This is a genomic window from Phyllobacterium ifriqiyense (assembly GCF_030817885.1).
Taxonomy (GTDB): domain Bacteria; phylum Pseudomonadota; class Alphaproteobacteria; order Rhizobiales; family Rhizobiaceae; genus Phyllobacterium; species Phyllobacterium ifriqiyense.
Map to the genome: position 1 here is coordinate 868,354 of NZ_JAUSZT010000002.1, position 12,468 is coordinate 880,821.

At 56.9% G+C, this 12,468-nt stretch carries 10 protein-coding genes and 1 pseudogene; 8 read left to right on the forward strand and 3 right to left on the reverse strand.

From position 1 onward, the window contains the following. Positions 1-232 precede the first annotated feature (232 nt). From QFZ34_RS05760 to QFZ34_RS05770, 3 genes are read left to right on the forward strand one after another with little or no spacing between them, the layout of a single operon-like run. Positions 233-994, forward strand: coding sequence for an ImuA family protein (locus QFZ34_RS05760; protein ID WP_307278044.1), 762 nt, complete (start codon positions 233-235; stop codon positions 992-994). After that, positions 909-2,432: a DUF6504 family protein gene (locus QFZ34_RS05765; RefSeq protein ID WP_307278047.1), complete on the forward strand. Its 1,524-nt coding sequence runs from the start codon at positions 909-911 to the stop codon at positions 2,430-2,432. The genes QFZ34_RS05760 and QFZ34_RS05765 overlap by 86 nt, the downstream gene beginning before the upstream one ends. Next, positions 2,429-5,695, forward strand: a complete 3,267-nt coding sequence (locus QFZ34_RS05770) for an error-prone DNA polymerase (RefSeq protein WP_307278050.1) — start codon at positions 2,429-2,431, stop codon at positions 5,693-5,695. Before QFZ34_RS05765 ends, QFZ34_RS05770 begins: the two co-directional genes overlap by 4 nt. A 220-nt stretch (positions 5,696-5,915) precedes the next feature. On the opposite strand, the gene QFZ34_RS05775 is transcribed toward QFZ34_RS05770, so the two are convergent. Next, positions 5,916-6,248 (reverse strand): NUDIX hydrolase, encoded by a 333-nt coding sequence (locus tag QFZ34_RS05775; protein ID WP_307278053.1) that lies wholly within the window; start codon positions 6,246-6,248, stop codon positions 5,916-5,918. 464 nt (positions 6,249-6,712) lie between these two features. Here QFZ34_RS05775 and QFZ34_RS05780 point away from each other — a divergent pair. Further along, a pseudogene (locus tag QFZ34_RS05780) lies at positions 6,713-6,879 on the forward strand (IS5/IS1182 family transposase); the annotation flags it as partial. A gap of 13 nt (positions 6,880-6,892) precedes the next feature. On the opposite strand, the gene QFZ34_RS05785 reads toward QFZ34_RS05780, so the two are convergent. Beyond that, on the reverse strand, positions 6,893-7,885 hold the full coding sequence (locus QFZ34_RS05785; RefSeq protein WP_307278056.1) for an ornithine cyclodeaminase family protein: 993 nt from the start codon (positions 7,883-7,885) through the stop codon (positions 6,893-6,895). Positions 7,886-8,022: 137 nt separating this feature from the next. Here QFZ34_RS05785 and QFZ34_RS05790 point away from each other — a divergent pair, with 137 nt between their 5' ends. Next, positions 8,023-8,484 carry an Lrp/AsnC family transcriptional regulator gene (locus QFZ34_RS05790; RefSeq protein ID WP_307278060.1) on the forward strand — a complete coding sequence of 154 codons (462 nt, stop codon included), beginning with the start codon at positions 8,023-8,025 and terminating at the stop codon, positions 8,482-8,484. Between the two features lie 93 nt (positions 8,485-8,577). On the opposite strand, the gene QFZ34_RS05795 is transcribed toward QFZ34_RS05790, so the two are convergent. Continuing rightward, on the reverse strand, positions 8,578-8,847 hold the full coding sequence (locus tag QFZ34_RS05795; protein WP_307278064.1) for a helix-turn-helix domain-containing protein: 270 nt from the start codon (positions 8,845-8,847) through the stop codon (positions 8,578-8,580). A 124-nt stretch (positions 8,848-8,971) separates the two neighbouring features. Between QFZ34_RS05795 and QFZ34_RS05800 the strand changes: the two genes are divergently transcribed. The 3 genes from QFZ34_RS05800 to QFZ34_RS05810 all read left to right on the forward strand — a co-directional run bounded on the left by QFZ34_RS05800 (position 8,972) and on the right by QFZ34_RS05810 (position 12,459). Then, on the forward strand, positions 8,972-9,550 hold the full coding sequence (locus QFZ34_RS05800; RefSeq protein ID WP_307278067.1) for a hypothetical protein: 579 nt from the start codon (positions 8,972-8,974) through the stop codon (positions 9,548-9,550). Positions 9,551-9,843: 293 nt separating this feature from the next. Further along, positions 9,844-11,475 (forward strand): ABC transporter substrate-binding protein, encoded by a 1,632-nt coding sequence (locus QFZ34_RS05805; protein ID WP_307278071.1) that lies wholly within the window; start codon positions 9,844-9,846, stop codon positions 11,473-11,475. Between the two features lie 6 nt (positions 11,476-11,481). Further along, positions 11,482-12,459, forward strand: a complete 978-nt coding sequence (locus tag QFZ34_RS05810) for an ABC transporter permease (protein WP_307278073.1) — start codon at positions 11,482-11,484, stop codon at positions 12,457-12,459. Positions 12,460-12,468: the final 9 nt, after the last annotated feature.

Below are 12,468 nucleotides of genomic sequence, written 5' to 3' on the forward strand. Positions count from 1 at the left end.
GGTCCATCGCCTTCCCGCAAGTTGGGCAGCTTTACGATTTCCTATATCAAATCGTTCAATTGCAGCGACAGCGCCGCCATTTACTTAAAAATTTAAACCTGTTTTGAATCCGTGGCTTATCCTGCAGGCTGGCATAAACCTCGCAAATTCAGTTGACTCCACACTACGAAAGTAAGAACAAAAAGGGAACAATAAAATCCGTGTGCGCATTACAGCGCCAAAAGGATCGTGAATGAAAGACGCTCTAACCACACCTGTCCTTGCCCAACTTCGTGACCGTATTGAACGGCTGCATGGAGGAAGGGCGCGTGCAGCGGAGGTTCTTCCCTTTGGCGTCAAATCGATAGACCGCGTTTTGCCAGGTGGAGGGCTTGCACTTGGCAGCCTGCATGAAGTGGCCGGCGGCGGCAATGGCGCGGTCCATGGTGCGGCTGCAGCCCTGTTTGCAGCAGGCATTGCCGCCAGAACCAAAGGCAAGGTGCTTTGGTGCATTACCCGGCAGGATTTGTTTGCTCCGGCGATTGCTCAAGTGGGGCTTGGAAGCAACCGCGTGATCTATGTGGAGGCGGGCGACGAAAAGGCCGTGCTTTCCTGTTTTGAAGAAGGTCTTCGCCATGGTGGTCTCGGCGCTGTCGTGGCCGAGGTGGCGCGGCTATCAATGACCTCATCGCGGCGCTTGCAGCTCGCAGCAGAGGGATCCGGCACGATCGGTATTGCAGTGCGGCGTTGGCGGCGACAGGCAGAAGCCGCTGATTTCGGCCAGCCGACAGCATCCGTCACCAGATGGCGGGTAACCGCGCTTGCCTCATCGCCTTTGCCGGTGCCCGGCGTCGGCCGTGCACGCTGGCAGCTGGAACTGATCCGTTGCCGTGCCGGAGAATCTGCCGATTTTGAAGTGGAGGCCTGCGATGACAAGGGTCGTCTCGCTCTTCCTTCCGACGTGGTCTACGGATCGCCTCAGAAGGAAATTGGGCGACGCCGCGCCTCCGCCTGAGGTTCCGCTCGTCCTTATTGGCCGTGATGCCCGCCGCCGTGTGGTGAGTGCCGTCAACGGGGCAGCGCTAGGCACCGGATTGCGCGTCGGCATGGCGGCGACCAAGGCGCAAGCCTTGGTCAGCGGGCTGGTGACCATGGACGCGGATCTCAAAGCCGATGCCGAAGCGCTGGAACGGTTGGCGTTATGGGCCATGCAGCGCTATGCGCCCATCGTTGCTGCCGATCATCCAGATGGCATTGTTCTTGATACGACAGGTGCCGATCATCTGCTTGGCGGGGAAGAAGCTATGCTCAGTCAAATCGTGCAGCGGTTCGGGGCCTCGGGCATTTATGCCTGCGCGGCCATCGCCGATACATGGGGTGCGGCCCACGCGCTGGCGCGAACGAGTGCCGCACCCATATCGATAGTGCCATCGGGCTCCAGCGCCGCGGCTCTTGAACAATTGCCAATCACTGCACTGCGACTATCTGCCGATACTGCCGAGAGCCTGCGCATCCTCGGCTTCACCACAATAGGACAGCTTGATATGACGCCGCGCGCACCTCTGACCTTGCGCTTTGGGCCCGAGCTCGGACGACGCCTTGATCAGGCTTATGGACGGATTGCCGAACCGATTGACCCCGTCCGCACGTCTGACCTGATCGAGGTGCGCCGTGCCTTTGCCGAGCCCATCGGCGCTAGCGAAACCATCGCCCGCTACATTGGTAAACTGGTTGAACAATTATGTGCCTTGCTGGAAACAAAAGGTCTTGGAGTCAGACGGCTGGATCTGTTGTTGCACAGGGTCGACAACCGCATTGAAGCTGTCCGGGTCGGCACCGCACTTGCCGTGCGCGATGTGAGGCGGCTGACACGGCTTCTTTGCGACAAGATCGGCACGATTGATCCGGGCTTCGGGATCGAACTCATGACCCTTGTTGCAACAATTGCCGAGCCTCTTGGCATGAAGCAGACAATTTCATCATTGATCGAAGAACCGGAGGCGGATGTCTCGGCACTGATTGATACATTGACGAACCGTGTCGGGGAAACCCGGATTTACCGCGTTGCATCGGTGGCCAGCGATGTTCCCGAGCGATCGGTCAAACGGGTTCCGGCACTTTCACCCGATATTGCAGAAACCTGGCCATTTGATTGGCCGCGGCCGACGCGTCTGCTGAAATTTCCCGAACGGATCGAGACCGTGGCATTGCTGCCGGACCATCCCCCCGCATCCTTCACCTGGCGGGGCATTCGGCACCGCATCAAGCGGGCCGACGGTCCTGAACGCGTATTTGGTGAATGGTGGCACCGTGATGCCGAGATGTCTGCTGTCAGAGATTATTTCATTGTCGAAGACGAGGCGGGAGAACGGTTCTGGGTCTACCGGGCAGGAGACGGCGAGGACGCTGACACCGGATCACACCATTGGTTCATGCATGGACTATTCGGATGAACAATAATCGCTACGTGGAACTGCAGGTCACCTCGCATTTTTCCTTTTTGCGCGGAGCCAGTTCCTGCGAGGAACTCTTCACCCAGGCCGCAGCCCTGGGGATCGAGGCACTTGCCATAGCCGATCGCAACAGTGTTGCCGGGATTGTCAGAGCCCATCAGGCCGCCAGGGACACGGGTGTCAAACTGATCGTCGGGTGCCGGCTTGATCTTTGCGATGGCATGTCGGTTCTGGTCTACCCGACGGATCGCCCGGCCTATTCGCGTCTTTGCCGCCTGCTGTCGCTTGGAAAAAAGCGCGGCGGCAAGGCGAGGTGCATTCTCGATTGGTCCGATGTCGTCGCATATTGCGAGGGCATGATTGCCGTCCTGTTGCCGGACCGGGCTGATGACCTTTGCGCCGTCCAGCTGCGCAAGCTCAAGGACGCTTTTTTTGACAGGGCCTACGCGGCGTTGACCTTGAGGCGGCGGCCCAACGATCAGCTGCGGTTGCATGATCTGTCCAATCTCGCCGCACAGGCTGGCGTGCCGACCGTCGTGACCAATGATGTGCTCTTCCATAGTCCCGAACGCCGCATCCTACAGGATGTCGTCACCTGCATCCGTCACAATGTCAGCATCGATGATGCGGGCTTCAGGCGGGAGCGCCATGCCGATCGCTACCTGAAGCCGCCGGAAGAAATGGCGCGCCTGTTCAGCCGCTATCCGGAGGCACTGGCCAGGACGCTCGAGATTGCCGGCCGCTGCCGGTTTTCCCTTGACGAACTTGCCTATCAATATCCGCAGGAGCGAACGCATCCGGGACTGACATCCCAACAGGCATTGGAGAAGATGACCTGGGAAGGCGCGGCCGTCCGTTTCCCTGAAGGGCTGCCCGATAAAGTGGTGGCATCATTGAAACATGAATTGAAACTGATCGAGAGCCTCGGATACGCACCCTACTTTCTCACCGTCAATTCCATTGTCCGCTTTGCCCGCTCGCGCGACATTCTTTGCCAGGGCAGGGGATCGGCGGCCAACAGCGCCGTCTGCTATGTGCTTGGGATCACGGCGATTGATCCGGAGCGCAATGATCTCCTGTTTGAGCGCTTTGTCTCCGAAGAACGGCGTGAACCTCCCGATATCGATGTCGACTTTGAACATGAACGCCGAGAGATCGTCATGCAGTGGGTGTTCGACACCTATGGGCGCAATCATGCCGCGCTTTGTTCGACGGTCATCCGCTATCGATCCAAGGGGGCATTGCGTGATGTCGGCAAGGCGCTCGGATTGCCGGAAGACGTCACCAAAATGTTGTCCTCACAGGTTTGGGGCTGGGGAGAAGATATCGAGACAAAGCATGCCGAGGGTCTCAATCTGAACATGACTGATCGCCGATTGCGGCTTGCGCTTGATCTGGCGCAACAATTGACCGGAGCACCCCGGCACCTGTCGCAACATCCTGGCGGATTTGTTCTCACCCATGACAGGCTTGATGAGCTGGTTCCGATCGAGCCGGCGGCCATGGCGGACCGCCAGGTCATCGAGTGGGACAAGGATGATATCGACATTCTCAAATTCATGAAGGTGGACTGCCTGGCCCTCGGCATGCTGTCCTGCATGAAACGCGGCTTTGATCTTCTTTCCGAGCACAAGGGCATCAACATGGATTTGGCAACCATCCCGGCCGAAGATTCACGCACCTATGCCATGATCCGGAAGGCAGACACGCTCGGAACGTTCCAGATTGAAAGCCGTGCGCAGATGTCGATGCTGCCACGGATCCGCCCCCGTACCTTTTACGATCTGGTCATTCAGGTGGCCATTGTCCGCCCAGGTCCCATTCAGGGAGATATGGTGCATCCCTATCTGCGGCGGCGGGAGGGCAGGGAAGAGGTCATTTATCCCAAGCCGGAACTGGAAAAGGTCCTCGGAAAAACGCTCGGCGTGCCGTTGTTTCAGGAACAGGCGATGCGTGTGGCCATCGAGTGTGCGGGCTTCACGCCCGGCGAGGCAGACCAGCTGCGAAGGGCGATGGCCACCTTCAAGCACACGGGCGGTGTGTCCAGATTTGGCACCAAGCTCATCGAGGGCATGGTTGCCAATGGGTATGAACGCGAATTTGCCGAGCGCACCTTCAAACAGCTGGAAGGCTTCGGCTCCTATGGGTTCCCCGAAAGCCATGCAGCATCATTTGCCTTGATCGCTTACGCGTCTTCCTGGCTGAAATGCTGGCATCCTGACGTCTTTTGCGCCGCGCTTTTGAACGCACAGCCCATGGGATTTTACGCTCCGGCCCAGATTGTCCGCGATGCGCGCGATCATGGCGTGGAAATCAGGCCCGTATGCATCAATGCCTCCCGCTGGGACTGCACCCTCGAACCAACCGATATCGACGATAAATTTGCCGTCCGTCTCGGCATGCGGATGGTCAGGGGGCTGGCAAACAGGGATGCCGCCAAAATCGTCATGGCCCGCAACGATGAACCCTTTAGTTCTGTCGATGATCTATGGCGAAGGGCAGGCGTATCGCCATCATCACTCGTAAAGCTTGCCGAAGCGGATGCCTTTCAAGCTGCGTTTAGCCTGGCACGACGTGAGGCTCTTTGGGCAATCAAAGCGTTGCGCGATGAACCGCTGCCCCTCTTTGCCAGCGCTTCGCACCGCGCCGCGCAAACGGTTGCAGAATTGCGCGAACCTGCGGTGCAACTGCACCCGATGAAAGCGGGAGGCGAGGTGGTGGAAGACTACCGGCATGTGGGATTGTCCCTGCGTGATCATCCGGTGTCATTTCTCAGGCAAAACTTGCAGCAACGCCGCATTATAAGCTGCGCCGAGGCCATGCAGTCGCGCGACGGCCGATGGGTGGAAACGGCAGGGCTTGTTCTGGTTCGCCAGCGTCCCGGATCGGCAAAAGGTGTCATGTTCATCACCATTGAAGACGAAACCGGCATTGCCAATCTTGTCGTATGGGTGAAGGTGTTCGAAAAGTACCGATCCCTCGTGCTGTCGGCCGGTATGATGGGAATCAAGGGTAAAATCCAGCGCGAGGGCGATGTCGTTCATCTCGTCGCCAATAAACTGACTGACCTGTCATCAGAACTGGCCAGCGTTGGCGATCGGGATTCAGCCTTTCCCCTGCCGCACGGGCGCGGCGATGAGTTTCACCATGGCAGCCCCGCGCCGGATGCAAGGACGGTTCCAAAGGGCATGAAAGCCCGCGATTTTTATGATCCCTATGCCCACATCGATACCATCAAGGTGAAGACGCGCGATTTTAAGTAATCGATGAATTGGATTATATGTGCAGATATCTCACTGCCGCCAGCGCCCCATCGAGGTCTGTTAAGTTTCCTTCACTGACGACTGACAGGAAAGCTTCCTTATCAAAGCAGATATGGTTTTGCCAGGTCTTGTGGTTCGTTCATCGGCTCAGCCACTTTTACAGCATCAAGCATGAGATAAATGTGTTTGCGTGCAGTCGAATATGCAGAGATGAAAGTCGTCACCAAATGGACGAGGTCTCGTCGTAGCCGACTTCCTCGATGGTCTCTCTGCGGGCGGCGACTTCCGGACCTTCATTTTCGTCAACACAGCCGCGGGGAATTTCCATCAGATATTTTCCTGGGCCCGCGCGAAACTCCTTCAGCATTACAAAACATCCTTCCGATGTCACAGGCAGGCAAACTGCCACGGCTGCTTCTTCACGGATAAAGAAGGTTGCGGTGTTCCCGAGAGGCGTGCGCTGGCGGATGCGCTTTACCGTTAGAAATGGGTTCGAATAAACTGTTTCTGTTTCGAGAATTTCTGGTGCCGGGTCATCCTTGTTTGTCATCATTTCTCTCTTCCGAGTGCTAAGTGCAGGAGTCGGTGGCTCACTAAAAATACCCTTCTTAGCTGCGGGTCCCGGATTGAATTCATCATTCCCATACCAACGTACAATAACCGAGGGCGAACGATTGGACTACCTTCTGTAAGTCAGCCTCTTCCATCCCCTTTGAGGAGGGTCTACGCGGGCGAAGCATATCAACCCGCAAAGTGGATCCTCCCACGATCCGCACTCCAGGTCATCTTCTCATGAAGGCGGCCTGGCATGCGGAAATGGATTTATGCTGGCCAAATACCGGCATAACGATTGAGATATTGATATCGTTAAAACGTTGAGTTGCAGACGGTTATCGGGAAGATGAATCGGAGACAGTGAAGCGATAAGCAATAAAATAATGCTGTTTTCAGCTTTTACGGTTTTCGCCTGCTCGTATTCCGGTGGCTGCAGAAGGTGAGCCGCTTCTAATATTGCCTGCCGCACCAAAATATCCACTGGACTAAGACCTGTATGTCCAACGTCACCTAATCGAATGCTTTTCCAAACTGAAGCGGCTCAGAAGAGTTGCAACGCGCTTCGCAAGACGGCGAGAAACTACCTCGCCGTCGTCACCATCGCAGCAATCGTCCTATCGATCAGATAACCGTCCAGAGCGTCTAGAGAGAAATAGCTTGGCCCAATCCCAGGTGTTTGGCCTCGCGGTAAGCGAGGTCGGCTGCCACCATATCCTCCATTGCGACGCCCATGGCCTTATAGATAGTGATCTGCTGATCAGAAGTCCGACCCTGGCGCCGCCCCAACAACATCGCACCAAGATCAGTGCCTGTCGCGGGATCAATATTTGCAAGTTCACAGCAGCCCACGGGTGTTGGCGCGAACGAATCCCGTGTCTCAACAAAGAGGGTGCCGCGCGCCATCAAATCGATCGGAAGTTCGCCGCCGGGAGGGGCGACACCAACCGAGGACACGTGCGTTCCTGCTTGAATCCATTCAGCCGATATCGCGGGAACGTAGGAGTGCGTCGCGAGGCACACAACGTCTGAAGAGCGTATCGCCGCCTCGAGGTTCTCGACGGCAGTGATACCTGGATGACGTGAAGCCAGCGCCTGCGCATCAGCATAATCTTTCGAGAAAACTCGGATTTCCTGGAAATCTCGAACGAGCGGCAACAGGTGAAGGTGCTGGCTGGCTTGAACGCCCGCGCCCACGACCGTCACGACTTTGGCATTGCGTCTGGCGAGTTCTCGCACCGAGAGGACCGCTGAACCAGACGTGCGTACGGCGGTGATGTAGGTACCATCCATAATGCAAACAGGCATTCCTGTTTCTGGATCAAAGAGATGTATTGTTGCAAGGTGACTGGGGATGCCCCGGGCGATATTGCCTTCGAACACATTGACCAGTTTTACGGTCAAATGCATCCCCTTCATCCAGGCCGGCATCGCCAACGAATAGCCTGCATTCGGAATATCGAGTTGTGGCCGCGCTGGATTGACGACACGGCCGTCGGAGAGCGCTTTGAACCCATCCGCCAGCGCGTCGAGCAGCTTGCGCAGGTCGATACATGTTTTGACCTCCGCTTCGCTCAGCGAGAGTATCTTGATCTCACCCTTGGTGTGCGTGCTTAAGGCAGATTGGGTCCTGTGCATAATGTTGCTTGCCTTCGTCTGGTTGGGGTTTAACTTCTTTCCAACCGTATTGCGGCAAATGATGCGAAGAAATATGGTAGTTTCTGCTTCTTTGCGTGATTATCACGCGATGCAACCCAAGAAAGTGTGAATTAGAAATGAGTGACTTGGACCGTGTCGATCGGATGCTGCTCGGGCTGTTGCAAGAAGATGGTCGGCGAACTGTTCTTGACCTCGCCGAACGCGTTGGATTGTCGCCCACCGGCGCATCGCAGCGCATCAAGCGGCTTTTCAGTGAAGGCTTTATCCGCGCTGTGCGTGCCGTGCTCGAGCCTTCCAAGATCGGACGCGGCACACTCGTCTTTATCGAGGTAAGGCTCGACCACACCGCGCCGCACGTCTTCGACCGCTTTGCACAGGCTGTTGCGAAGGCACCCGAAATCATTGAATGTCATATGGTGATTGGTGGCTTCGACTACCTGGTCAAAGCACGAATAGCGGACATGGCGACGTTTCAGGAATTCCTGCAGCGGGTCATTCTGCCACTTCCCGGCGTCAGAGAGACCCACAGTTACGCATCAATCGGTGACGTGAAGCCTGACGCATTGTTGCCGCTTTGACCTTTCCGATTCTTCGGGACGGTTGAGACTGTAAATCCAGTCTAGACGGAATTCTCGGCGAGCTCTGCTTGATAGGTGACATCGCCCAACACATCAGCCTTTCGTGGTTTCTTGCTCGTCATTCCCGCTTCTAAACCGCACGCCTACGCCGCCGCCATTGCGAGCGATGAACTCTATGCCGGCTTCCTCTAGAGTTATTCTGATGAGTTTTAAATTTGCTGCCGTAATGGACGGCCGCCCGTCTTCAGATTCTGAACGGCGTATCGTCGTAACTCCAATACTTGCAGCCTTTGCGAGATCATCTGCGCTCCATCGGAGGAGTGCTCTCGCTGCTCGAATTTGAGCTCCCGTTATTCCGTTCATTTTTTTCTATTTCTCATTGAAGATAATACGCCAACATGATATGAAAACAACCAAAGCGGCTGAAAGCGGTGTTTCGACCACCGCCTTCAGCCTAACCACTACCAAGCTGTAAGGAGCTCGGATCATGGCTGATTCCGACAATAGCAGAACTTTGCCTCCGGTCACGCGGAGAGATTTCCATTTGGCGCTGGCGGCGTCTTTACCCACATATCCGCACCTTGCTGCCGGGATTACCGCACCGGCAGAGGCTTGCGATGACGATCCGGCGGTCATGACGTGGCGCGAATGGTGCGCTGCACGGCTGGACGCAAGTAAATCGTGCCGGCGCCAGCAGAAGCTTGAAGCGAAACTCATCTCAATGGCCGGCTCGCCGCAGAGTGCAGCCGATGCCTGGAAGACTGCCGATGAGAAGCTAGGGTACAGCAGAGCCCTCGACCGGGAGCGGAAGGCATTTATCGCCGAGAACAGAGTTGCAGAGATTTTGTGGTACACACCGGCCCAAACAATCATGGGCGCAACTGCCAAGTTGCACGCCATCGTCGACAAGTGGCAGCCTGATGCTGCCTGCGACGAACATCCCTGGCCGCAAATCCGCGCTGTCATTGCCGACCTTTTGAAGATCGACGCGCAAATGTCGCTTCAGAGAAGCGGGCGTGATCAGGTGTCGCCGCCGAGAAGGCGGATGGCGACCGGGGGTGGTTAGCATGTCGCCCGCGGCCGGCAACGGTCACTCCGTCCGGCGGAGCAAAACGTATGGGTTTCTTCATCGTCATAGCCCTTTCAACCCGGTCAATGCGGGCGCCTTCTTCAGTTTCCGAATAACGCATTGTCCGTCTTCACAAAGGGAGTGATTCCGTACTGAAGCGTATTCATCTACAGAGAATACTCTTCAAAAACAGCAAAGCAACGGCCCGGTATCGCGCCGACATGTGGTGGAAGTCCTTCCGCCGCAGTGGGCCAACTGCGTTCAGAATCTTAAAAAAGAGGGAACTTATAATGAAATCAGGAAACCCGTTTCGTTTATGTCTTTTGTCGGCCCTGCTGATTGTGATCCTGTCGTGGATCAGTTTTTCCGGTGCGGCACGGGCACAGGAAGGACTTCGGATCGCGACATCGTACAAGTTGATGACGCTTGATCCGCATTACGCCAACCTCAACGAGAATACCTCGCTGCTCTCCCATATCTATGAGCGGCTCGTCTATCAGGACGAGCATCTTGACCTGAAGCCTGGCCTTGCCGTCTCATGGGCTGCGACATCCGAAACGCGGTGGCAGTTCAAGCTGCGGGACAATGTGCGCTTTCATGACGGATCGCCGTTTACGGCGGATGATGTCGTGTACACGATCGAACGCATCCGGGACTTCGTAAAATCGCCGAGTGGCGGCTTTCGCTCCTATGTCAGCGCAATCAAGTCGGTGTCAGTGCCCGATCCCCTGACTGTCGTCATCGATACCAACGGCAGTGTTCCCAACCTGCCATTATCATTTTCTTCCATCTTCATTATGCACCGGCCGGGGCCGGGGTTTCAGACGACGGAGGAACTCAATGCCGGTGGTGCCTCCTCAGGCGCGGGCGCTCCCGTCGGTACGGGCGCACCCGTCGGCACGGGGCCTTACAGGTTCGCAAGCTGGAGTTCCGGGGAGATGCTCAAGCTAGAGCGAAACAATGACTACTGGGGCGACAAGCCTGCCTGGCCAGAAGTCACGTTCAGGATTATTGAAAGCCCCGCTGCCCGTGTTGCTGCCCTGACCACCGGCGATGTCGATGTTGCCGACGCCATCCCGGCCCGGGATGTGGCATCCTTGAAACAGCGCGGCGCCAGAATTGCGAGCGTCGGTGCAGCCCGCATTAATTTCCTCCAGTTCGATGTGGAAAGAAACACACTCCCCGGCGTGACAGGCAAAACGGGAGTTGAGATACCCAATCCCTTCAGGAAACCCTTGGTGCGGCGTGCGCTTGCCATGGCGACGGACCGGGGTGTTCTGGTTGACAAGATTCTTGCCGGTTACGGCACCGCTGCAGCACAGGTTTTTCCGAACGGGCTTCCCGGCACCTCCGCCAATCTGAAGCCCGAAGCTCCAGATTATGACAAGGCCAAAGCCCTTCTGGCTGAAGCCGGCTTTCCCGACGGTTTCAGTGTTGTTCTGGCAGGTCCCGCGGGCCGTTATCCGGGTGACGGCGAGAGCATCCAGGCAATCGCCCAAAGCTGGGCCCGTATCGGGGTGGCCGTCCGGCCCGCTGCCTCTCCCTTTTCTGTTTTCAACACCAAGCGTGCCGCCGGCGATTATGGGCTCTGGTATGGTGGCACCTCCGGCGAGGCGGTCGATGTCATCCTTCATGCACTCCTTGCTTCACCAGGTCCGCAGACCGGCAGCGGTGCCTTGAATTTCGGGCATTATCGTAACCCGGCTTTTGACCAGATGCTGGCAAAGGCGCAAAGCACTCCGGACGGCCCCGCGCGCAACAAGGCCCTTGCCGAGGCGACGGATCTGGTGATGGCCGACCAACCCATCATCCCGCTCTATCACTTCCACCATATTGTCGGTTACGGCAAGCGGGTTGCCTCCTATGCGATGCATCCCCGCGGCTGGACGACCGCCATGCAGACATCTGCCGTGACGGAGTAAGCGATCATGGCCCTCATTTCAGCTGCCCTGGCAAGGTTGTCGCAAGCCATCCTTCTTCTCTTCGCCATGTCGTTGATCGGCTTCCTTGGCATTCACAGTGTCGGCAACCCGGTCTTCAACATCGTCAACATCGAAACGGCGACGCCCGAGGATATCCGCAATGCCACGATCGCGCTTGGACTGGATCAACCGATCTGGCACCAATACGGCGTGTTCATCGGCAATGTGGTACGGGGGAATTTCGGAACCTCGTATATCTATCATATGCCGGCCTTGGCACTTGTCATCAGCAAGCTGCCCGCAACACTTGAGCTTGCCTGCGTCGCAATGCTCGTTGCAGCACCCATCGGCATTGGTCTTGGGCTTCTCGCCGGCAGGCAAAGCGGAACCGCTTTTGACCGGATTGTTCTCAAGTCCAGTGTATTTGCCTTGAGCATCCCGTCTTTCTGGCTCGCCATGATGCTGATCCTTGGCGGCGCTGTCCTGACCGGATGGTTTCCGTCCGGCGGCAGAGGCGCGACGCTTGGTTTGCTCGGACAGGAATGGAGTATCCTCACCCGCAACGGGGTCTGGCATATTGTCCTTCCCGCTTTGGCGCTTGCCATACCCAATATCGCACTGATCGCGCGGCTTTCGCGCTCGGGCACGATTGAAGTTGAAAGTCTCGACTTCACGCGGTTCTGCCGCGCCAAGGGCCTTTCCTCAAGGCGGATACTGCTTCGCCATACCCTTCCGAACATCAGCGTGCCGATTGTGACGATCATCGGCCTGCAGTTCGGCGGCATGCTGGCCTTTGCGGTGGTGGTGGAATCGATTTTCGCGTGGCCGGGTATCGGCAAGCTCCTGATCGACTCCATCCAGCTCCTCGACCGGCCGGTGGTGATGGCGACGCTGACCTTCATTTCGGTGATTTTCGTCGCCCTCAATGCCTTTGTCGATCTCTTTCACGCCGTGCTCGATCCGCGCGTGCGCCTGTCCTCATAAAGGTGAAGT

What these genes read in the sequence shown, in the direction of transcription:
- QFZ34_RS05760 (WP_307278044.1), top strand. Translation starts at nt 233, where the DNA reads ATGAAAGACGCTCTAACCACACCTGTCCTTGCCCAACTTCGTGACCGT.
- QFZ34_RS05765 (WP_307278047.1), top strand. Translation starts at nt 909, where the DNA reads ATGACAAGGGTCGTCTCGCTCTTCCTTCCGACGTGGTCTACGGATCGC.
- QFZ34_RS05770 (WP_307278050.1), top strand. Translation starts at nt 2,429, where the DNA reads ATGAACAATAATCGCTACGTGGAACTGCAGGTCACCTCGCATTTTTCC.
- QFZ34_RS05775 (WP_307278053.1), bottom strand. Translation starts at nt 6,248, where the DNA reads ATGATGACAAACAAGGATGACCCGGCACCAGAAATTCTCGAAACAGAA.
- QFZ34_RS05785 (WP_307278056.1), bottom strand. Translation starts at nt 7,885, where the DNA reads ATGCACAGGACCCAATCTGCCTTAAGCACGCACACCAAGGGTGAGATC.
- QFZ34_RS05790 (WP_307278060.1), top strand. Translation starts at nt 8,023, where the DNA reads ATGAGTGACTTGGACCGTGTCGATCGGATGCTGCTCGGGCTGTTGCAA.
- QFZ34_RS05795 (WP_307278064.1), bottom strand. Translation starts at nt 8,847, where the DNA reads ATGAACGGAATAACGGGAGCTCAAATTCGAGCAGCGAGAGCACTCCTC.
- QFZ34_RS05800 (WP_307278067.1), top strand. Translation starts at nt 8,972, where the DNA reads ATGGCTGATTCCGACAATAGCAGAACTTTGCCTCCGGTCACGCGGAGA.
- QFZ34_RS05805 (WP_307278071.1), top strand. Translation starts at nt 9,844, where the DNA reads ATGAAATCAGGAAACCCGTTTCGTTTATGTCTTTTGTCGGCCCTGCTG.
- QFZ34_RS05810 (WP_307278073.1), top strand. Translation starts at nt 11,482, where the DNA reads ATGGCCCTCATTTCAGCTGCCCTGGCAAGGTTGTCGCAAGCCATCCTT.